Annotated in this window: 19 protein-coding genes; 17 read left to right on the forward strand and 2 right to left on the reverse strand. The window is 69.4% G+C overall.

All coding sequences use genetic code 11. The features are described 5' to 3' along the window. Positions 1-58 precede the first annotated feature (58 nt). Positions 59-1,342, reverse strand: a complete 1,284-nt coding sequence (flgA, locus tag WJ35_RS12050) for a flagellar basal body P-ring formation chaperone FlgA (RefSeq protein ID WP_069239216.1) — start codon at positions 1,340-1,342, stop codon at positions 59-61. Positions 1,343-1,546: 204 nt separating this feature from the next. On the opposite strand from flgA, the gene flgB reads away from it, so the two are divergent. The 13 genes from flgB (at position 1,547) to WJ35_RS12115 (ending at position 15,028) form a co-directional block, all read left to right on the forward strand. Then, positions 1,547-2,035, forward strand: a complete 489-nt coding sequence (gene flgB / locus WJ35_RS12055) for a flagellar basal body rod protein FlgB (protein WP_010090424.1) — start codon at positions 1,547-1,549, stop codon at positions 2,033-2,035. Positions 2,036-2,066: 31 nt separating this feature from the next. After that, the gene (gene flgC, locus WJ35_RS12060; RefSeq protein ID WP_010090425.1) at positions 2,067-2,492 is read left to right on the forward strand and encodes a flagellar basal body rod protein FlgC; all 426 of its coding nucleotides are present in this window, start codon (positions 2,067-2,069) and stop codon (positions 2,490-2,492) included. Positions 2,493-2,548: 56 nt separating this feature from the next. Further along, positions 2,549-3,301 carry a flagellar hook assembly protein FlgD gene (locus WJ35_RS12065; protein WP_069239217.1) on the forward strand — a complete coding sequence of 251 codons (753 nt, stop codon included), beginning with the start codon at positions 2,549-2,551 and terminating at the stop codon, positions 3,299-3,301. 27 nt (positions 3,302-3,328) lie between these two features. Then, a complete protein-coding gene (flgE, locus tag WJ35_RS12070; protein WP_069239218.1) occupies positions 3,329-4,567 on the forward strand; it encodes a flagellar hook protein FlgE in 1,239 nt (412 codons plus the stop codon). 20 nt (positions 4,568-4,587) lie between these two features. Next, a complete protein-coding gene (flgF, locus tag WJ35_RS12075) occupies positions 4,588-5,346 on the forward strand; it encodes a flagellar basal-body rod protein FlgF (protein WP_059487648.1) in 759 nt (252 codons plus the stop codon). A 28-nt stretch (positions 5,347-5,374) separates the two neighbouring features. Then, positions 5,375-6,163, forward strand: a complete 789-nt coding sequence (gene flgG / locus WJ35_RS12080; RefSeq protein ID WP_010090429.1) for a flagellar basal-body rod protein FlgG — start codon at positions 5,375-5,377, stop codon at positions 6,161-6,163. A gap of 24 nt (positions 6,164-6,187) precedes the next feature. After that, positions 6,188-6,877, forward strand: a complete 690-nt coding sequence (gene flgH, locus WJ35_RS12085) for a flagellar basal body L-ring protein FlgH (RefSeq protein ID WP_010090430.1) — start codon at positions 6,188-6,190, stop codon at positions 6,875-6,877. Further along, complete coding sequence (locus WJ35_RS12090; RefSeq protein WP_029226313.1) at positions 6,871-8,070, forward strand: flagellar basal body P-ring protein FlgI; 1,200 nt, start codon at positions 6,871-6,873, stop codon at positions 8,068-8,070. Before flgH ends, WJ35_RS12090 begins: the two co-directional genes overlap by 7 nt. Then, a complete protein-coding gene (gene flgJ, locus WJ35_RS12095) occupies positions 8,071-9,063 on the forward strand; it encodes a flagellar assembly peptidoglycan hydrolase FlgJ (RefSeq protein WP_060109086.1) in 993 nt (330 codons plus the stop codon). Between the two features lie 223 nt (positions 9,064-9,286). Then, positions 9,287-10,042 (forward strand): flagellar brake protein, encoded by a 756-nt coding sequence (locus WJ35_RS12100; protein WP_010098155.1) that lies wholly within the window; start codon positions 9,287-9,289, stop codon positions 10,040-10,042. 163 nt (positions 10,043-10,205) lie between these two features. Further along, the gene (flgK, locus tag WJ35_RS12105) at positions 10,206-12,191 is read left to right on the forward strand and encodes a flagellar hook-associated protein FlgK (protein WP_060235077.1); all 1,986 of its coding nucleotides are present in this window, start codon (positions 10,206-10,208) and stop codon (positions 12,189-12,191) included. 22 nt (positions 12,192-12,213) lie between these two features. Continuing rightward, positions 12,214-13,455 (forward strand): flagellar hook-associated protein FlgL, encoded by a 1,242-nt coding sequence (flgL, locus tag WJ35_RS12110; RefSeq protein WP_069239219.1) that lies wholly within the window; start codon positions 12,214-12,216, stop codon positions 13,453-13,455. 265 nt (positions 13,456-13,720) lie between these two features. Then, on the forward strand, positions 13,721-15,028 hold the full coding sequence (locus WJ35_RS12115) for a solute carrier family 23 protein (protein ID WP_060235075.1): 1,308 nt from the start codon (positions 13,721-13,723) through the stop codon (positions 15,026-15,028). Positions 15,029-15,116: 88 nt separating this feature from the next. Here the strand turns inward: WJ35_RS12115 and WJ35_RS12120 are convergent, their stop codons facing one another. Further along, entirely contained in the window at positions 15,117-16,001 is an 885-nt protein-coding gene (locus tag WJ35_RS12120) for a transcriptional regulator GcvA (protein ID WP_060235074.1), read from the reverse strand. Between the two features lie 96 nt (positions 16,002-16,097). Here WJ35_RS12120 and WJ35_RS12125 point away from each other — a divergent pair, with 96 nt between their 5' ends. From WJ35_RS12125 to WJ35_RS12140, 4 genes are all read left to right on the forward strand, one after another. Next, on the forward strand, positions 16,098-16,769 hold the full coding sequence (locus tag WJ35_RS12125) for a chromate transporter (protein ID WP_060235073.1): 672 nt from the start codon (positions 16,098-16,100) through the stop codon (positions 16,767-16,769). Further along, positions 16,766-17,293 carry a chromate transporter gene (locus WJ35_RS12130; protein WP_069239220.1) on the forward strand — a complete coding sequence of 176 codons (528 nt, stop codon included), beginning with the start codon at positions 16,766-16,768 and terminating at the stop codon, positions 17,291-17,293. Before WJ35_RS12125 ends, WJ35_RS12130 begins: the two co-directional genes overlap by 4 nt. Positions 17,294-17,377: 84 nt before the next feature. After that, positions 17,378-18,184 carry a YoaK family protein gene (locus WJ35_RS12135; RefSeq protein ID WP_069239221.1) on the forward strand — a complete coding sequence of 269 codons (807 nt, stop codon included), beginning with the start codon at positions 17,378-17,380 and terminating at the stop codon, positions 18,182-18,184. Positions 18,185-18,602: 418 nt separating this feature from the next. Continuing rightward, positions 18,603-19,724: a porin gene (locus WJ35_RS12140; protein ID WP_060235070.1), complete on the forward strand. Its 1,122-nt coding sequence runs from the start codon at positions 18,603-18,605 to the stop codon at positions 19,722-19,724. The last annotated feature ends 280 nt before the right edge of the window (positions 19,725-20,004 follow it).

Genomic DNA, 20,004 nt, shown 5'->3' on the forward strand with positions numbered 1-20,004 from the left:
GCGGGTGCGAAATTCTCCGAATAAACAATTCTTTGCAATGTTGCGGTGGGTCCGGTCCCTATAGCGGAATCTCCACCGTGCCGGCGTCCTTGACGATCGCCGTGACGATCTGCCCGGCCGCCATCCGCACCCGTACCGACTGGCCGGGCGCCGCGTTGGCGAGCGCGCTGCCTTCGGCGGAAATCGTGAAACCCGGCCCGGCCGCGACGACCCGCACGGTCTGGCCGGCCGACACTGACGCCGCGCTCTTCAGCATGTCCTGCCGCAACGGCAGCCCCGCGGCGACGCGCGCGAGCGCGGTCGAGCCGACCGCCTGCGCCGGATCGGTGATGACCGCGAGCGGCAGCAGGGTCAGGTCGCCGTCGCGCGCGACGAGGTCGGCCGCGGTGAGCACCTCGCCCGGCGCGATCTGCCGCGCGGCCGTGTAATAGGTGGCCTGCACGGTGACCTTCGCCTGCAGGTAGACGGTCCACGGCCGCTCGCCCGCGCAGCGCACGCCGACCGTCGTGCGGCCCCACAGGCGCGCGCCGGTCGGCAGGAACGGCTCGAGCGTCGTGCACGCGGCGAGCCCGCGCGGAAAGGAGGGCGCGACGCTCGCCGCCGGCTTGCCGGGCAGGCCGGCGATCTGCTGCTGGAGGAAGGCGAGCGCCGTGCGCCGGATCGTGTCGGGGTCCTGCTGGCCGGGCGGGGTCGCAGGCTGCGCCGCGGCGGCCGGCTGGGGCGCGGGCGCGGCGTACGCGGTGCGCACGGCGGCCGCGCGCGCGGCGAAGGCCGGCCGCGGCGCGTTCGACGCCGGTTCGGGCGCGCCGGCGACGACGGTCGCGACGGCGCCCGGATCGGCAGCGCGCGGTGCCGCGTAGCGGGGAGCGGCGTAACTGGAGGCGGTAGCGGCAGTAGCGGCGTGCGCGGCATAGGCGCTGCTGACGGAATTGGCGCGCGCGTCCGCGTAGGCGGCGCGCGGGGCGGCGCTCGGCACCGCAGCCGGCGCCGGGACGTCGACCACGACCATCGTGCCGGCCGGCTGCGCGGCAGGTGCAACCGTGCCCGCGCCGACCATGCCGGCACCGGCATTCCCGACCGGCGCCGCGCCGCCGCTGCCCGCGACCGTCGCAACGCCTGCGCCGCCTGCGCCGCCGCGGCCCGGTTGTCCCACACCCGCCACGCCCGCCGCGCTCGCATGGGCGAGCGCGGTCTCGGCCGACTCGCCGCGGCCGGGGATCACGATCATCCCGTCGTCCGCGTGCGCGCCCGGCGCCGCGAGCCACAACGCCGCGGCGAGCGCGAACGCACGCCGCACGCGCTTGCCGCGTGCGCCGTCGTTGCGAAGTGCGCTGCCGGTCATCGTCGTGTCCTCGATCCGTTGATCCGATTGGCATTCTAGGGAGCGGGGCCGCCGCGCAAACGATGAATAGAGGGGGGCTTTGCCGCGTTATTCGCCCGATTGCCGGTTGCGGGCGCCGCCTACCATGCGTGTCATGGAAAAAAGCCTCTTTGGCCGCCGTGCGGCGAAAGAGCGGTGCAGCGCTTCAAACGGAGAGACGCACACATGCTGGACAGACTCGATGCCGAATTCGCATTCGGCCGCCAGGCGCTCGACGTGCGCGCCTATCGGCAGGAACTGCTGTCGTCGAACATCGCGAACGCGGACACGCCGGGCTACCAGGCGCGCGACGTCGATTTCTCGTCGACGCTCGCCCGCTCGCTGAAACAGGTGAACGGCGGCGTCGCGCCGAGCAACGCCGCGCAGCTGCCGCTCGCGCAGCCGGCCGGCGTGACGAGCGGGATGACGATGGCGTCGACGGCGCCCGGCCACATGGCCGGCAACGCGAAGCTGATCCCGACCGGCGGGCCGGCCGACGACTACGGCCGCCCGCAATACCGCCAGCCGACGCAGCCGGCGCTCGACGGCAACACGGTCGAGCTCGACGTCGAGCGCGTGCAGTTCGCGAACAACGCGCTGCACTACGAAAGCGGGATGACCGTGATGACCCAGCAGATCAAGGCGATGATCGCCGCGATCACGTCGAACTCGTGACCGCAATCCGCATCGAGCATAAGGAGCCTCCATGCCCTCGTTGATGAACATCTTCGGCGTTGCCGGCTCGGCGCTGTCCGCGCAGTCGCAGCGCCTGAACGTCACCGCGTCGAACATCGCGAACGCCGACAGCGCGACCGGCCCCGACGGCAAGCCGTACAAGGCGAAGCAGGTCGTGTTCGCGGCCGATCCGCAGGGCCGCGCGCGCACCGCGTCCGGCCAGGGCGTCGGCGGCGTGCGCGTGGCGAAGGTGATCGACGATCCGTCGCCGATGAAGTCGACCTACGACCCGGCGAACCCGGCCGCCGACGCGAACGGCTACGTTCAGATGCCGAACGTCGATCCGGTGCAGGAAATGGTGAACATGATCTCGGCGTCGCGCTCGTACCAGGCCAACGTCGAGACGCTGAACACCGCGAAGCAACTGATGCTGAAGACGCTGACGATCGGCACGTAAGCCGCGCGCCGCGCCAGATTCGACAGTTCCGACAGTTCCGACCCAAGGCCACCAGGATGACATCCTCCAACACGACGATCGGCGGCAACGGCACGAGCACGTCGACGCTGCCGACCGACACGATGAACACGAACAAGGTGTCGACCACCGGCACCTTGTCGACCACGTCGGCGAGCGACCTGCAGTCGACGTTCCTGAAGCTGCTCGTCACGCAGTTGAAGAACCAGGACCCGACCAGCCCGGTCGACAGCTCGCAGATGACCTCGCAGCTCGCGCAGATCAACACGGTGAGCGGCATCGCGCAGCTCAACTCGTCGCTGACGTCGCTGTCGACGCAGCTCACGGCCGGCCAGCAGACCCAGGCCGCGATGCTGATCGGCACCAATGTGCTCGCGCCGGGCAACGGCGTCGCGGTGAAGGGCGGCGCGGCGTCGCCGTTCGGCGTGCAGCTGTCGAACGACGTGTCGAACCTGACCATCACGGTGAAGAACGACGCGGGCGTCGTCGTCAACTCGATCAACGCGGGCAGGCAGTCGGCCGGCACCGTGCCGTTCAACTGGAAGCCGACCGACGCGGCGGGCAACACGCTGCCGGACGGCAAGTACACGGTCACCGCGCAGTACGTCGGCAGCGACGGCAAGACGTATACGGCGACCTCGCTGACGGCCGCGCAGGTCCAGAGCGTGATCAAGCAGGCGGACGGCACGGCGGGGCTCGTGCTGTCGAACGGCACGACGGTGGGGCTCACCCAGGTCGCGTCGATTTTCCCGAACGCGTCGTCGTCGACCGGCGGCACCACCACCAACTGATTCAGCTTCCACGAAACGGAGACCGAAATGGGTTATCAACAGGGTCTGAGCGGCCTCTCGGGTGCGTCGAACGCGCTCGACGTGATCGGCAACAACATCGCGAACGCGAACACGGTCGGCTTCAAGTCGAGCACCGCGCAGTTCGCGGACATGTACGCGAACTCGGTCGCGACGTCGGTCAACACCCAGATCGGCATCGGCACGCGGATCTCGTCGGTGCAGCAGAGCTTCGGCCAGGGCACGATCAACACGACGAACAACGCGCTCGACGTCGCGATCAACGGCAACGGCTTCTTCCAGATGTCGAACAACGGCGTGGTCACGTATTCGCGCGACGGCACGTTCCAGCGTGACAAGAACGGCTTCATCGTCGATTCGCAGGGCCGCAACCTGATGGGCTACAACGCGACCGCGGGCGGCGTGATCAACACCGCGGCGACCGTGCCGCTGCAGGCGCCGACCGCCAACCTCGCGCCGACCGCGACGACCAGGATCACCGGCCAGTTCAACCTGAACTCGCAGGACGCGGTGCCGGCCACGACGCCGTTCTCCGCGACCGACAACACGTCGTACAACTACTCGACGTCGATCCAGGTGTACGACACGCTCGGCGGCGCGCAGCAGGTCGACATGTATTTCGTGAAGAGCGCGACGGCCGGCCAGTGGGAAGTCTACTCGGGCGTCAAGGGACAGACGCCGACCGACCTCGGCTCGGTGAAGTTCAACACGTCGGGCCAGATCGCGAGCACGACGCCCCTGGCGCCCGTCACCGGCTCGACCGGCAAGTTCCAGTTCACGATCCCGGCCACCGGCGGCTCCTTCACGCCGCAGCCGCTGACGCTCGACCTGACCGGCACGACCCAGTACGGCGGCAAGGACGGCGTGAACAACCTCGCGCAGGACGGCTACGCGAGCGGCACGCTGACGACCTTCTCGATCGGCGCGGACGGCAAGCTGACCGGCAACTACTCGAACGGCCAGACGGCGGTGCTCGGCCAGATCGCGCTCGCGAACTTCAACAACCCGAACGGCCTCATGAACCTCGGCGGCAACCAGTACGCCGAGACCTCCGCGTCGGGCGTGCCGCAGATCTCCGCGCCGGGCAGCACGAACCACGGCGTGCTGCAGGGCAGCGCGCTGGAAAACTCGAACGTCGACCTGACGGCCCAGCTCGTCAACCTGATCACCGCGCAGCGCAACTACCAGGCGAACGCGCAGACGATCAAGACGCAGCAGGCCGTCGACCAGGCGGTCATCAACCTCTGACGCGCGGATAACCGGCAGCCATGGACCGACTGATATACACGGCGATGACGGGCGCGTCGCAGGCGCTCGACCAGCAGGCGATCGTCGCGAACAATCTGGCGAACGCGTCGACGACCGGCTTTCGCGCGCAGCTCGCGACCTTTCGTGCGGTGCCGATGAATTTCGGCGACGGCAGCACCATCGACCCGACGACGACGCGCACCTACGTGCTGTCGTCGACGCCCGGCTCGGACTTCGCGCCGGGGCCGATCTCGCGCACCGGCAATCCGCTCGACGTCGCGGTGCAGGGCGCCGGCTGGCTGTCCGTGCAGCTGGCCGACGGCAGCGAGGCGTACACGCGCGACGGCAACCTGCACGTCAACCAGGACGGTCAGCTCGTCAACGCGAGCAACCTGCCGGTGGTCGGCAACGGCGGCCCGATCTCGGTGCCGCCGAATGCCGAGGTGACGATCGGCAAGGACGGCACGGTGTCCGCGCTGATGCCGGGCGACCCGCCGACCGCGGTCGCGATGATCGACCGGATGAAGCTCGTCAATCCCGATCCGGCGACGATCACGCGCGGCAACGACGGCCTGTTCCGCACCACCGACGGCAACCCGGCGGACGCCGACCCGAACGTCGTCGTCGTGCCGAATTCGCTCGAAGGCAGCAACGTCAACCCGGTGAACGCGATGGTCGCGATGATCGACAACGCGCGTGCGTTCCAGCTGCAGTCGAAGATGATCCAGACCGCCGACCAGAACGAGCAGTCGGCGAACCAGCTGCTCAATTTCAGCTGACGCCAGCCAACGAAGGAGTCAATTCAAAGTGAACCGTTCGCTCTACATCGCCGCTACCGGCATGAACGCGCAGCAAGCGCAGATGGACGTGATCTCGAACAACCTCGCGAACGTCAGCACCAACGGCTACAAGGGCTCGCGCGCGGTGTTCGAGGACCTGCTGTACCAGACGATCCGCCAGCCCGGCGCGAACTCGACGCAGCAGACCGAGCTGCCGTCGGGCCTGCAGCTCGGCACCGGCGTGCAGCAGGTCGCGACCGAGCGCCTGTACACGCAGGGCAGCCTGCAGCAGACCGGCAACTCGAAGGACCTCGCGATCGATGGCGCGGGCTTCTTCCAGGTGCTGATGCCGGACGGCACGAACGCGTACACGCGCGACGGCTCGTTCCAGACCAACGCGCAGGGCCAGCTCGTCACGTCGAGCGGCTACCAGGTCCTGCCGGCGATCACCGTGCCGCAGAACGCGACGGCGCTGACGATCGGCAAGGACGGCGTGGTGTCGGTCAAGCAGGCGGGCTCGAACAACGCGGTGCAGATCGGCTCGATCCAGATCGCGACCTTCATCAACCCGGCCGGCCTCGAGGCGAAGGGCGAGAACCTGTTCGCCGAGACCACGTCGTCGGGCGCGCCGAACGTGTCGCAGCCGGGCCTGAACGGCGCGGGCTCGCTCAACCAGGGCTATGTCGAAGCGTCGAACGTGAACGTCGTGCAGGAGCTCGTCAACATGATCCAGACGCAGCGCGCGTACGAGATCAACAGCAAGGCCGTGACGACCTCCGACCAGATGCTGCAGAACGTCACGCAGATGAAGAGCTAACCGGAATCACTCGTCGCCGCAGCAATGAAGCAGGTTCGTCACTTCCCGTTCGCCACCGCCCGCGCCGCCTGCGTGCTCGCGGCGGCGGCGCTCGCGGGCTGCGCGCAGATTCCCCGCGAGCCGATCATCCAGCAGCCGATGTCGGCGCAGCCGCCGATTCCGCCGTCGATGCAGGCGCCCGGCTCGATCTACAACCCGGGCTATGCGGGCCGGCCGCTGTTCGAGGATCAGCGCCCGCGCAACGTCGGCGACATCCTGACGATCGTGATCGCCGAGAACATCAACGCGACGAAGTCGTCCGGCGCGAACACCAACCGCGCGGGCAACACCAACTTCGACGTGCCGACCGCCGGCTTCCTCGGCGGGCTGTTCGCCAAGGCGAACCTGTCGGCGGCGGGCGGCAACAAGTTCACCGCGACCGGCGGCGCGAGCGCGGCGAACACGTTCAACGGCACGATCACGGTGACCGTGACCAACGTGCTGCCGAACGGCAACCTGATCGTCAGCGGCGAGAAGCAGATGCTGATCAACCAGGGCAACGAGTTCGTGCGCTTCTCGGGCGTCGTGAACCCGAACACGATCTCCGGCGCGAACTCGGTCTTCTCGACGCAGGTCGCCGACGCGAAGATCGAATACTCGGCGAAGGGCTACATCAACGAAGCCGAGACGATGGGCTGGCTGCAGCGCTTCTTCCTCAACATTTCGCCGTGGTGATGACGATGCGTACCATGCTCGTGCGCGTGATGCGCCACCTCGCCCGATCGAACCGATCGGCCGCCGTGCGCTGCGCGCTCGCCGCCTGCTGCGTGCTGGCGCTCGTGCCGGCGGCCGCGCGCGCCGAGCGCCTGAAGGACCTCGCGCAGATCCAGGGCGTGCGCGACAACCCGCTGATCGGCTACGGCCTCGTCGTCGGTCTCGACGGCACCGGCGACCAGACGATGCAGACGCCGTTCACGACGCAGACGCTCGCGAACATGCTCGCGAACCTCGGCATCTCGATCAACAACGGCTCGGCCAACGGCGGCGGCTCGTCGCTGTCGAACATGCAGCTGAAGAACGTCGCGGCGGTGATGGTCACCGCGACGCTGCCGCCGTTCGCGCGGCCGGGCGAGGCGGTCGACGTCACCGTGTCGTCGCTCGGCAACGCGAAGAGCCTGCGCGGCGGCACGCTGCTGCTCACGCCGCTCAAGGGCGCGGACGGGCAGGTGTACGCGCTCGCGCAGGGCAACATGGCGGTCGGCGGCGCGGGCGCGAGCGCGAACGGCAGCCGCGTGCAGGTGAACCAGCTCGCGTCGGGCCGCATCGCCGGCGGCGCGATCGTCGAGCGCTCGGTGCCGAACGCGGTCGCGCAGATGAACGGGATGCTGCAGCTGCAGCTCAACGACATGGATTACGGCACCGCGCAGCGCATCGTGTCGGCGATCAACGGCAGCTTCGGGCCGAACACCGCGACCGCGCTCGACGGCCGCACGATCCAGCTCGCGGCGCCGGCCGATTCGGCGCAGCAGGTCGCGTTCATGGCGCGCCTGCAGAACCTCGACGTGAGCCCGGACAAGGCCGCCGCGAAGGTGATCCTCAACGCGCGCACGGGCTCGATCGTGATGAACCAGATGGTCACGCTGCAAAGCTGCGCGGTCGCGCACGGCAACCTGTCGGTGGTCGTCAACACGCAGCCGGTCGTGTCGCAGCCGGGGCCGTTCTCGAACGGGCAGACGGTCGCCGCGCAGCAGTCGCAGATCCAGCTGAAGCAGGACAACGGCGCGCTGAAGATGGTGACGGCGGGCGCGAACCTCGCCGACGTCGTGAAGGCGCTCAACTCGCTAGGCGCTACGCCCGCGGACCTGATGTCGATCCTGCAGGCGATGAAGGCGGCCGGCGCATTGCGCGCGGACCTGGAGATCATCTAAATGGCGAATTCCGCGAACTTCTCCAACGCGAACGACCTGTCGCAGCGCTTCGCGCTCGACGTGCAGGGCTTCGACGCGCTGCGCGCGCAGGTCAAGCAGTCGCCGCAGGCCGGCATGAAGCTCGTCGCGGGCCAGTTCGACGCGATGTTCACGCAGATGATGCTGAAGAGCATGCGCGATGCGACGCCCGACGGCGGGCTGTTCGACTCGAGCACGTCGAAGATGTACACGTCGATGCTCGACCAGCAGCTCGCGCAGCACATGTCGTCGCGCGGGATCGGCGTGGCCGACGCGCTGATGAAGCAGCTGATGCGCAACGCGAACCTCGGCGCGGGCGCGGCCGGTTCGGCCGACGCCGGCGCGGCCGGGCTCGGGATGGCCGGCGCGGGCATCGCCGGCAACGAGGGCGGCATGGCCGCGATGAACGCGATGGCGCGCGCCTACGCGAGCGCGGCCGGCAACAACGGCGCGCTGGCGAGCGGGCGCGGCTATTCCGCGGGCAGCGCGCTGACGCCGCCGGTGAAGGGCGCGGGCGGCTCGCCCGACGCCGATGCATTCGTCGACCGGCTCGCCGGCCCGGCGCAGGCGGCGAGCGCGACGACCGGCGTGCCGGCGCGCTTCATCGTCGGCCAGGCCGCGCTCGAATCGGGCTGGGGCAAGCGCGAGATCCGCGCGGCCGACGGCTCGACGAGCTACAACGTGTTCGGCATCAAGGCGACCAAGGGCTGGACCGGCCGCACGGTGTCGGCGCTGACGACCGAATACGTGAACGGCGAGCCGCGCCGCGTCGTCGCGAAGTTCCGCGCGTACGACTCCTACGAGCACGCGATGACCGACTACGCGAACCTGCTGAAGAACAATCCGCGCTACGCGGGCGTGCTGAGCGCGAGCCGCAGCGTCGAGGGCTTCGCGCACGGGATGCAGAAGGCCGGCTACGCGACCGACCCGAACTACGCGAAGAAGCTCATCTCGATCATGCAGCAGATCGGCTGACCGGGCCGCCGCCGTCCCCCTTGCCGGCTCCTGTTTTCGGACCGCGCCCGGCCCCGCCGCGCGCGGTTTTGAACGTTTGCGCGAAAAATATCGGAAAATCGATCTAAACTTTCGGGCAGCACTGCCGCTAAGTGTGAGAGACCTGCGACCGGGCCAACGATCTGGCCCGGTTTTTTGCGCACCGGTTCCCGGGCGCTCATGACAAGAAAGAGACCGGCAAGCCATGAATATCGAACTGTCGATGGACCCGAGCCAGGACGCGGGGCACTCCGGGCCCGACTACGCCCGCCGCAATCCGCTGGAAATCGGCGTGCAGCTGCGCAACCTCGTGAACCGCGGCGATTTCCTGACCGTCGAGTACCCGGGCGGCCAGCTCGTCACCCGGCTGCTCGAGGTCGACGTCGGCGCGCGCACCTTCACGTTCGACTGGGGCGCGCTCGCCGAGCAGAACAGCGGCATCCTCGCCGCGGCGCACTGCAAGTTCTCGGCCTCGCCGGAAGGCGTGCGCGTCGAGTTCGGCACCGGCGCGCCGCGCGAGACCCGCTACGAGGGGCTGCCCGCGTTCGAGGCCGACTTTCCGGACGTGCTGTACTGCATCCAGCGGCGCGAATATTTCCGGGTCGACGCGCCGATCATCGATCCGTACCTGTGCCGCGGCAAGCTGCCGGACGGCGAGAGCTTCCTGTTCGAGGTGCACAACCTGTCGCTCGGCGGGGTCGGGCTGCGCACGGCCGACGAGCGCGTCGCGGCGCTCGAGCTCGGCACGGTGCTGCCCGACGTCGAGCTGGAGCTGAACGGGCACGGCAAGCTGTCGCTCGACCTGCAGCTCGTGTCGCAGCGCTCGACCGAGGTGCCGAACGGCACGCGGCGCTACCAGCTCGGCTTTCGCTTCATGTCGCTGCCGGGCAGCGCCGAGAACACGCTGCAGCGCCTGATCACCCAGCTCGAGATGAAGCGCCGCCAGCTCGCGCGCGCCTGACGTCGTTCGCCGCGCCCGCCGGTCGGCGGGGCGCGCCCCGGCCGCCCGCTGCGATTGCGCACGGCGGCCCGCATTTTCCCCTCAATTTTTTCGATCCGCGGCCGTTATACCGGGAGTCACGCAACCCGGCGGCCGCAGCGCGGCCGACCCTTCAGGATCGCGCATGTCCAATACACTCATGAACCTCGGTATCAGCGGCCTGAACGCCGCCATCTGGGGCCTGACGACGACCAGCAACAACATCGCCAACGCGGCGACGCCCGGCTACACGATCGAGCGTCCGGTCTACGCGGAGGCGAGCGGCCAGTACACCGGCAGCGGCTACCTGCCGCAGGGCGTGAACACCGTCACCGTCCAGCGCCAGTACAGCCAGTACCTGAGCGACCAGCTGAACAGCGCGCAGACCCAGGGCGGCGCGCTGTCGACCTGGAATACGCTCGTCGCGCAGCTGAACAACTACGTCGGCAGCCCGACGGCCGGGATCTCGACCGCGATCACCAACTACTTCACCGGGCTGCAGAACGTCGCGAACAAGGCGGCCGACACGTCGGTGCGGCAGACCGCGATGAGCAACGCGCAGGTGCTGGCCGACCAGCTGAAGGCGGCCGGCGCGCAATACGATGCGCTGCGCCAGAGCGTGAACACGCAGCTGTCCGCCACCGTCGCGCAGATCAATACGTATACGACGCAGATCGCGCAGCTGAACCAGCAGATCGCGACGGCGGGCAGCCAGGGCCAGCCGCCGAACCAGCTGATGGACCAGCGCGACCAGGCGGTGTCGAACCTGTCGAGCCTCGCGGGCATCCAGGTCGTGCGCAACGACCAGGGCTACAGCGTGTTCATGGCCGGCGGCCAGCCGCTCGTCGTCGCCGACAAGAGCTATACGCTCGCGGCCGTCACGTCGTCGTCGGACCCGAGCGAGCTGACCATCGTGTCGCAGGGCATCGCCGGCGCGAACCCGCCGGGACCGAACCAGGCGCTGCCGGATGCGTCGCTGTCGGGCGGCACGCTCGGCGGCCTGCTCGCGTTCCGCCGCCAGACGCTCGACCCCGCGCAGGCGCAGCTCGGCGCGATCGCGACCAGCTTCGCCGCGCAGGTCAACGCGCAGAACGCGCTCGGCGTCGACCTGTCCGGCAATCCCGGCGGCAACCTGTTCTCGACCGGCAGCCCGACCGTGTTCGCGAACCAGGCGAACACCGGCAACGCGACGCTCAACGTGTCGTTCGCGAACCCTTCGCAGCCGACGACGAGCGACTACTCGCTGTCGTACGACGGCGCCAAGTACACGCTGACGGACCGCGCGAACGGCTCGGTGGTCGGCACGTCGACGTCGATGCCGGGCTCGATCGGCGGGCTGAACTTCTCGTTCTCGTCCGGCACGATGAACGCCGGCGATTCGTTCACGGTGCTGCCGACGCGCGGCGCGCTCGGCGGGTTCTCGCTCGCGACCGCGAACGGCTCGGCGATCGCGGCGGCGTCGCCGGTCGCCGTGTCGGCGTCGGGGACCAACACGGGCACCGGCAAGATCACGCAAGGCGCGGTGACCGCCGGCTATCAGATTCCGGCCGGCGGCACGACGCTGACTTACGACGCGACGACCAACACGCTGTCCGGCTTCCCTGCCGGCACGACGGTGACGATCGCGGGCACGCCGCCGACCACGGTGCCGATCGCCGGCCCGACGACGACGGTGCCGTACACCCCGGCGACGGGCGCGACGATGACGATGACGGGCACCGCGGCGGGCGCGATCAACGGCGTGACGATCACGCTGTCGGGCACGCCGAGCACCGGCGACACCTTCAAGATCGGCCCGTACTCGGGCGGCACCAGCGACGGCAGCAACGCGCTCGCGCTCTCGCAGCTCGTGACCGCGAAGACGCTCGGCAACGGCACGACGACGCTGACCGGCGCGTACGCGAACTACGTGAACGGGATCGGCAACACCGCGAGCCAGCTGAAGTCGTCGAACGCCGCGCAGACCGCGCTCGTCGGCCAGATCACGAAGGCGCAGCAGGAGGTGTCGGGCGTGAACCAGAACGAGGAAGCGGCCAACCTGATGCAGTACCAGCAGCTCTACCAGGCGAACGCGAAGGTGATCCAGACGGCGTCGACGCTGTTCCAGACCGTGCTTGGCCTGTTCAACTGACCGGATTTCGAGGATTGAAGCGATGCGAATTTCCAGCGCCCAGTTTTTCCAGCTGAACGTCGCCACGATGAACGACCAGCAGGCGCAGCTCGCGCAGCTGTACCAGCAGCTGTCGAGCGGCGTGAGCCTGACGACGCCCGCGGACAACCCGGTCGGCGCTGCGCAGGCGGTGCAGCTGTCGATGACGTCGGCGACGCTGTCGCAGTACACGAGCAACCAGAGCGCGGCGCTGGCGTCGCTGCAGGCCGAGGACCAGACGCTGCAAAGCGTGAGCACCGTGCTGACCGGCGTGCAGACGCTGACCGTGCGCGCCGGCGACGGTTCGCTCGCCGACAGCGACCGTGCGGCGCTCGCGACCCAGCTGCAAGGCTATCGCGACCAGCTGCTGACGATCGCGAACTCGGACGACGGCGCGGGCAACTATCTGTTCGCCGGGGTCAACAATTCGTCGGCGCCGTTTACGAGCAGCCCGAACGGCACCGTGTCGTATGTCGGCGATTCGGGCACGCGCCAGGTGCAGATCGGCGATTCGAGCAGCGTCGCGCAAGGCGACAACGGCGCCGCCGTGTTCATGTCGGTGCAGTCGCTCGGCAGCGTCCCGGTGCCGGCGGCGGACGCCGCCAACACGGGCACCGGCCGGATTACCGCGGTGACCGTGACGAGCCCGTCGGCCGCGACCAACGGCCATCATTTCGCGATCACGTTCGGCGGCACGCCGGCCGCGCCGACCTACACGGTCACCGATTCGTCGGCCAAGCCGCCGACCACGACGGCCGCGCAGCCGTATACGGCCGGCGCGGCGATATCGCTCGGCGGCGGCATGACGGTCGCGGTGTCCGGCACGCCGTCGGCCGGGGACTCGTTCTCGGTCACGCCCGGCCCGCAGGCAACCGGCGGCGCCGACGTGTTCTCGACGCTCGATTCGATCGTCGCCGCGCTGAAGACGCCGGTGACGGGCAATCCCGTCGCGGCCGCCGCGCTGTCGAACGCGATGATGACCGGCTCGATCAAGGTCGGCAACACGATGCGCAACGTCACGACGATCCAGGCGGACGTCGGCGGCCGCGAGCAGGAAATCAAGGCAATGCAGGCGGTCACGCAGACCAACTCGCTGCAGGTTTCCAGCAATCTCGCAGACCTGACGAGCACCAACATCGTGTCGACGATCAGCCAGTTCACGCAGTTGCAGAACGCGCTGACCGGCGCGCAGAAGGCGTTCGTGCAAATGCAGAACCTGTCGCTGTTCCAGTACGTCAATCCTTGATCGGCGCGCAGCATCGTGCGATGTGAGCCTTCGCTCACGTCGCGCGGTGCGCGTGCCGGTCGCCCGCGCGGCGACCGGCGCGGTGACCCACGGCCGCCCGGCCGACTCGTTCCCCCGTCATACCGCAAGCCCGCTCCCGGCGCGCCATTGCCGCGCGTGCGGCGGCGCGCTTGCCAGCCCTATTTCCGCTCCGTACACTGCGCGCCAGATTCCAGACCGGCGCATCCCCCGCAGCCGGCGACCGACAAGACAGGAGCGTGTCCCGATGTCCGATTCCTATTTCCCGCGCTGGCGGGTGCAACCGCCCGGCGCGGCCGCGCGCGTCGTCGGCCTCGACGAACGCCTGTCGTGGCCGCAGATGATCGCGATGGGCGTGCAGCACGTCGTCGCGATGTTCGGCTCGACCGTGCTCGCGCCGCTCCTGATGGGTTTTGACCCGAACCTGTGCATCTTCATGTCCGGCGTCGGCACGCTGCTGTTCTTCGCGCTGGTCGGCGGCCGGGTGCCGAGCTACCTCGGCTCGAGCTTCGCGTTCATCGGCCTCGTGATCGCGGTGACGGGCTACGGCGGCAGCGGCCCGAACCCGAACATCCCGGTCGCGCTCGGCGGCATCATCGCGTGCGGCGTCGTGTACGTCGCGCTCGGCGCGATCGTGTCGGCGGTCGGCACGCGCTGGATCGAGGCGCTGATGCCGCCCGTCGTCACGGGCGCGATCGTCGCGGTGATCGGGCTGAATCTCGCGCCGATCGCGGTGAGGGGCGTGTCCGCGTCGACCTTCGACTCGGCGATGGCGCTCGTCACCGTGCTGTCCGTCGGCGGCGTCGCGGTGTTCGCGCGCGGGATGATGCAGCGCCTCCTGATCCTCGTCGGGCTCGTGATCGCCTACGCGATCTACGCGGCCGCGACCAACGGGATGGGCCTCGGCAAGCCGATCGACTTCGCGATCGTCGCGCATGCCGCGTGGTTCGGCGTCCCGAGCTTCCATGCGCCGGTGTTCGATCCGCACGCGATGCTGATGCTTGCGCCGATCGCGGTGATCCTCGTCGCGGAGAACCTCGGCCACCTCAAGGCCGTGAGCGCGATGACGGGCCAGAACCTCGACCGCTACGTCGGCCGCGCGTTCATCGGCGACGGGCTCGCGACGATCGTGTCGGGCAGCGTCGGCGGCACGGGCGTGACCACCTACGCGGAGAACATCGGCGTGATGGCCGTCACGCGCATCTACTCGACGCTCGTGTTCGTCGTGGCCGCGCTGATCGCGATCGGGCTCGGCTTCTCGCCGAAGTTCGGCGCGGTGATCCAGACGATTCCGGGGCCGGTGCTCGGCGGCGTGTCGATCGTCGTGTTCGGGCTGATCGCGGTGACGGGCGCGCGCATCTGGGTCGTCAACAAGGTCGATTTCTCCGACAACCGCAACCTGATCGTCGCGGCCGTCACGCTGGTGCTCGGCGCGGGCGACTTCTCGCTGAAGTTCGGCGGCTTCGCGCTCGGCGGGATCGGCACCGCGACGTTCGGCGCGATCCTCCTCTACGCGATCCTGCGCAAGGAAAAGGAGCCGGGGCCGGTGGTCTGACGCCCGGCGCTTGCCCGTCATGGACGGGGACGAATCACGGCGCGGGCGGCGCCACGCTGCCTGCCGCGTCACGCCATTTCACCCCATGTCACGCGCCGGCGTTCGCCTGCGCTTCCAGCCATGCGCAGAACTGCGCGACGACCGGCTCGCCGGCGTGCTCGCGCGGCGTGATCCACCAGTAGCTGCGCGTCGCGATGCGCGGGCCGGAGAGCGGCATCACGAGCCGGCCGCTCGCGAGCTCGTCGTCGATCAGCGGCAGCGGGCCGAGCGCGACGCCGAGCCCGTCGACCGCCGCCTGCAGCGCCAGGTAGAAGTGGTCGAACGACTGCCGCTTGCGGCCCTTCATCGTCGCGCCGGCGGCCGCGAACCAGTCGCGCCAGCCTTCCGGGCGCGTATCCGAATGCAGCAGCACGTGCCGCGCCAGGTCGTCGGCGCGCGCGATCGGCAGGCGCTTCGCCAGCGCGGGGCTGCAGACCGGGATCACGCTTTCGTCGAGAAAGCGGCCGCTCGCGCAGTTCGGCCAGTGGCCCGGGCCGCGGCGGATCGCGACGTCGAAGCCGTCGAGCATGTCGAGCGGCACGTTCGACGTCGACAGCTTCAGCTCCACGTTCGGCACGTCGCGCTGGAAGCGCGACAGGCGCGGCAGCAGCCATTTCATCGCGAAGGTCGGCAGCGCGTTGATGCGCAGCACGCGCGCGGCGCCGGTGCGCCGCAGCCGCTCGGTCGCGAGCGCGATGCTGTCGAACGCGGCACGCACGGTGTCCAGGTACTGGCGGCCTTCGTCGGTGAGCTTCACGCGCTTGCCGATGCGGTGGAACACCGGCCGGCCGAGCCACGCCTCGAACCCGGCGATCTGCCGGCTGATGGCACCATGAGTCACATGCAGCTCGTCGCCGGCGGCGCTGAAGCTTTCGTGTCGTGCCGCGGCTTCAAAGGCCCGAAGCGCGGAAAAGGGCGGGAGGTCGCGTGCCATGCTTGTGATTCTAGATCACAAGCGAGAGCCGATAAAATCGTTTTGCGGGCGGGCCGCGCGGCGGTAATCTCGACCTGTCGTTTATCGAGGACTCCCATGCAATCCGTTTCCCCGCCGCCCGCCGGCGCGCCGCGCGACGTCGGCGTCGCCGAGCTGTTCACCGGCTTCCTGTCCCTCGGCCTCATGTCGTTCGGCGGCGCGCTGCCGTTCGCGCGCCGCACGATCGTCGAGGAGCGCAAGTGGCTCTCCGCCGACGAGTTCACCGATCTGCTCGGCCTGTGCCAGTTCCTGCCGGGCGGCAACGTGATCAACCTGTCGGTCGCGGTCGGGATGCGCTTTCGCGGCGTGCCGGGCGCGTTCGCCGGCATACTCGGGCTGATCGCGGGGCCGACGCTCGTCGTCGTCGCGCTCGGCGTGCTGTATGCGAAAACCGCGAACGAGCCGGCCGTCCGGCACCTGTTCGCCGGGTTGTCGGCCGCCGCGGCCGGCCTGCTCGCGGCGATGGCGGTGAAGGTCGCGAAGCCGCTGCGGCACGCGCGCGCGGCGGCGGGCATCGCGGCGCTGGCGTTCGTCGCGATCGCGGTGCTGCGCATTCCGCTGCTGACGACGATGCTGGTGCTGACGCCGCTCAGCGTGTGGCTCGCCGCGCGGCGCGCCGAACCGGCCACGGCACCGGCCGCCGCGCCCGCTGCGCCGCCGGGGGCAGCCGACGCCGTCGCGCCGCACGACGCGCAGCAGCGCGGCCCGCATGACGGAGGCGCGCGATGAACGACACGCTGCTCGCGCTCGCGACCATCTTCTCGCAACTGTCGCTGCTCGCGTTCGGCGGAGGCAATACGATCCTGCCGGAGATGCAGCGGCAGGTCGTCGACGTGCACCACTGGATGAGCGCGCCCGAGTTCACCGCGCTGTTCGCGCTCGCGCAGGCGGCGCCGGGGCCGAACATGATGATCGTGTCGCTCGTCGGCTGGCACGTGGCCGGCTGGCCGGGGCTGCTCGTCGCGACGCTCGCGAAGTTCGGGCCGTCGTCGGTGGTCACGGTGCTCGCGCTGCACGCGTGGGAGCGTTTCCGCAACCGGCCGTGGCGGCGCTACGTGCAGCAGGGCATGGTGCCCGTCACGGCGGGGCTCGTCGTCGCGAGCGCGGTGCTGATCGCCGACGCGTCGAACCACACGGCCGTGCAGTGGGGCATCACCGCCGCATGCGCGGTGCTCGCTTACCGCACGCGCATCCATCCGCTGTGGCTGCTCGCGGCCGGCGCGCTGATCGGGCTCACCGGCATCGGCCAGTGAAGGGCGGCCGGCCGCCGCGCCGACGCCGATGAATCGCCCGCCGTGCGCGGCATGCGGCCGGGCGGCACACCACATGGAGGATCGATGGATCTCGACGGCGCCAGCCGCAATCTGACGGTCGCCGCGCTGCTGACGCTGTCCGGCGGCTATCTCGACGCGTACACGTACGTCGGCCACGGCCACGTGTTCGCGAACACGATGACGGGCAACGTCGCGCTGCTCGGCATCAACCTGTCGGCCGGCGAGTGGGCCGCGGCGCTGCACCACGTGCCGCCGCTCGTCGGCTTCGTGATCGCGGTGTTCGTCGCGCACCTGCTCGGGCTCGCCGCGCAGCGCGGCTGGATGCGGCACACCGCGTTCGCGAGCCTGGTCGTCGAGATCGCGTTTCTCGGCATCGCCGCGAGCGGCGTCGTCGGCGCGTCGAGCGCGTGGCTGATTCCCGGCATCTCGTTCGTCGCGACGCTGCAGACGCTGTCGTTCACGCACCTCGAGGCGCTGTCGTACACGTCCGTGATGACGACCGGCAACCTGCGGCGCGCCGCGCAGAAGCTGTTCGTCGGGCTGATTCCGCGCTACGACGCCGGCGCGCTGCACGATTCGGCGCTGCTCGCGACGATCAGCTTCTGCTTTCTCGCGGGCGCCGTGGCCGGCGGCCTCGTCACGCGGCTCGTGCCGGACGTCGCGCTGTGGGGCGCGGTGCTGCTGCTCGCGGGCGCGTTCGCCGAAATCGTGCGGCGCGCGCGGCAGCGGGCGGGGGATCCGGCAGGCGGCGCGGGCGGGGATGGAGGTAACGGCAGCGATGGCGGCAACGCCACCAACGCCACCAACGCCACCAACGCCACCAACGCCGCCGCACCGGAGTCGGAGTACGTAACATCGCAGCGGGCGTGACACCCCGGGGCGTCGCAGCGAGCAGCCGTCTCGGTACGTTGCTGCAGCGCACTCATCGCGCCACCGATCAGCCGCCGCACCCGATTGCCCGAGCCCTGGCCCGCCGCCTCCGATACCGGCAACCGCAGCACTCCTGCACGTGCACGACGGCGCGCCCCGACGCAGCGTCATCGCCTCCAACCCCGCACGGTCCTCGCCGCGCCGCGCCCGGCCTCCCGCCGGCGCAATCCCCGCCCGCCCAATCGACCGTTGTTCGCTGACGACAATCGCGCGTGCGCGGACGTTTCAATTTCTTTCGTTCCGCGTACTGGTCTTATGATTCTGCCGACATCGCGGGCGCCATGAGCGCCCGCGATTGCCACCCGGCTGCGCACGCGGCCGGCAATGTACGGAGACACCAACAAATAAGGGATCGCTCATGAAGCAGACCACCAGACTCGCAGCACTCGCAGGGGGCGCCGCGCTGGCCTTCGCCAGCCAATACGCGGCAGCACAAAGCTCGGTCACGCTGTGGGGCGTCGCCGATGTCAGCGTCCGCTACCTGACCAACGCGAACGCCAAGAACGACGGCCTGCTGTCGATGTCGAACGGCGCGATCACGAACAGCCGCTTCGGCATCTACGGCACGGAAGACCTCGGTAGCGGGCTGAAGGCGCTGTTCAAGCTCGAGAGCGGCGTGAACCTGCAGAATGGTGCGTTCGCGGATAGTGGTCGCATCTTCAACCGTGCCGCATACGTCGGCCTGTCGAGCCCGTACGGCACCGTGACCCTCGGCCGCCAGAAGACGCCGCTGTTCGACCTGCTGTCGGACACCTACGATCCGCTGACCGTCGGTAACTATCTCGAGAACGCGTGGCTGCCGGTCGCGCTCGGCGGCGGGCTGTACGCGGACAACCAGATCAAGTACACGGGCACGTTCAACGGCCTGACCGCGACCGCGATGTACTCGACCGGTACGAACTATGAGTCGACCGGCCCCGGCGGCTTCTCCGGCCAGATCCCCGGCTCGCTCGGCAAGGGCAATGCGTGGGGCTTCTCGCTGTCTTACGTGATGGGCCCGCTCAGCATCGCGGCCGGCGCGCAGCAGAACAGCAACAACTCGGCGCGCAAGCAGACGATCTATCACGCGAACGTCGTCTACGCGTTCAGCAAGGTGAAGGTCTACGCGGGCTACCTGCGCTCGAAGGACGACACGGGCTTCGTCGACGGGCTGCTCGCGCAGCAGAAGATCACGGTCGCGCAAGGCACCGGCCGGATCGACGACGGTCCGTTCGCGGGCGTGAGCTGGCAGGTCACCGCGCCGCTGACGCTGACGGGCGCGTTCTACTACGACCACATGCGCAACGCGATGACCGCGAACGGCACGCTCGCGAGCGGCAACCGCTACGCGATCGTCGGCATCGCCGAGTACGCGCTGAGCAAGCGCACGGAAGTCTACGGCACGGTCGACTTCAACAAGACGAACGGCGCGGCCAACGTCCAGCTGCCGGGCCGCAGCAACCAGACCGGCATCGCGATCGGCCTGCGCAATATCTTCTGACGAGAACCGTCGCAGCTGTGCCGCGCCACGCGCGGCGCGCATCCGGGAGGCTCCTGCGGGAGCCTCTTTTTTTGCCCGTGCGCCGCGCCGCGGGCGCTCGTGCTGCCCGTAAGCGTTCCGTCGGCAATCCAGAACATACTTTGACAGTGCGCGCGACGCGTTTGCGCTACGCTGCGCGCATGGTCCGCGGTGTGCGCGGGCGTCGTTCCGGCGCGCGGGTTCGCGCGCGGCCGGCCTGGTGGGTAAATTGTGTATCCGGTGATGACAAACGCTGTCAGCC

The organism is Burkholderia ubonensis, from assembly GCF_001718695.1.
Lineage (GTDB): Bacteria > Pseudomonadota > Gammaproteobacteria > Burkholderiales > Burkholderiaceae > Burkholderia > Burkholderia ubonensis_B.

What these genes read in the sequence shown, in the direction of transcription:
- flgF (WP_059487648.1), top strand. Translation starts at nt 4,588, where the DNA reads ATGGACCGACTGATATACACGGCGATGACGGGCGCGTCGCAGGCGCTC.
- flgH (WP_010090430.1), top strand. Translation starts at nt 6,188, where the DNA reads ATGAAGCAGGTTCGTCACTTCCCGTTCGCCACCGCCCGCGCCGCCTGC.
- flgJ (WP_060109086.1), top strand. Translation starts at nt 8,071, where the DNA reads ATGGCGAATTCCGCGAACTTCTCCAACGCGAACGACCTGTCGCAGCGC.
- flgA (WP_069239216.1), bottom strand. Translation starts at nt 1,342, where the DNA reads ATGACCGGCAGCGCACTTCGCAACGACGGCGCACGCGGCAAGCGCGTG.
- WJ35_RS12115 (WP_060235075.1), top strand. Translation starts at nt 13,721, where the DNA reads ATGTCCGATTCCTATTTCCCGCGCTGGCGGGTGCAACCGCCCGGCGCG.
- WJ35_RS12100 (WP_010098155.1), top strand. Translation starts at nt 9,287, where the DNA reads ATGAATATCGAACTGTCGATGGACCCGAGCCAGGACGCGGGGCACTCC.
- flgK (WP_060235077.1), top strand. Translation starts at nt 10,206, where the DNA reads ATGTCCAATACACTCATGAACCTCGGTATCAGCGGCCTGAACGCCGCC.
- flgC (WP_010090425.1), top strand. Translation starts at nt 2,067, where the DNA reads ATGCCCTCGTTGATGAACATCTTCGGCGTTGCCGGCTCGGCGCTGTCC.
- WJ35_RS12125 (WP_060235073.1), top strand. Translation starts at nt 16,098, where the DNA reads ATGCAATCCGTTTCCCCGCCGCCCGCCGGCGCGCCGCGCGACGTCGGC.
- flgE (WP_069239218.1), top strand. Translation starts at nt 3,329, where the DNA reads ATGGGTTATCAACAGGGTCTGAGCGGCCTCTCGGGTGCGTCGAACGCG.
- WJ35_RS12120 (WP_060235074.1), bottom strand. Translation starts at nt 16,001, where the DNA reads ATGGCACGCGACCTCCCGCCCTTTTCCGCGCTTCGGGCCTTTGAAGCC.
- flgB (WP_010090424.1), top strand. Translation starts at nt 1,547, where the DNA reads ATGCTGGACAGACTCGATGCCGAATTCGCATTCGGCCGCCAGGCGCTC.
- WJ35_RS12140 (WP_060235070.1), top strand. Translation starts at nt 18,603, where the DNA reads ATGAAGCAGACCACCAGACTCGCAGCACTCGCAGGGGGCGCCGCGCTG.
- WJ35_RS12135 (WP_069239221.1), top strand. Translation starts at nt 17,378, where the DNA reads ATGGATCTCGACGGCGCCAGCCGCAATCTGACGGTCGCCGCGCTGCTG.
- WJ35_RS12130 (WP_069239220.1), top strand. Translation starts at nt 16,766, where the DNA reads ATGAACGACACGCTGCTCGCGCTCGCGACCATCTTCTCGCAACTGTCG.
- WJ35_RS12065 (WP_069239217.1), top strand. Translation starts at nt 2,549, where the DNA reads ATGACATCCTCCAACACGACGATCGGCGGCAACGGCACGAGCACGTCG.
- flgL (WP_069239219.1), top strand. Translation starts at nt 12,214, where the DNA reads ATGCGAATTTCCAGCGCCCAGTTTTTCCAGCTGAACGTCGCCACGATG.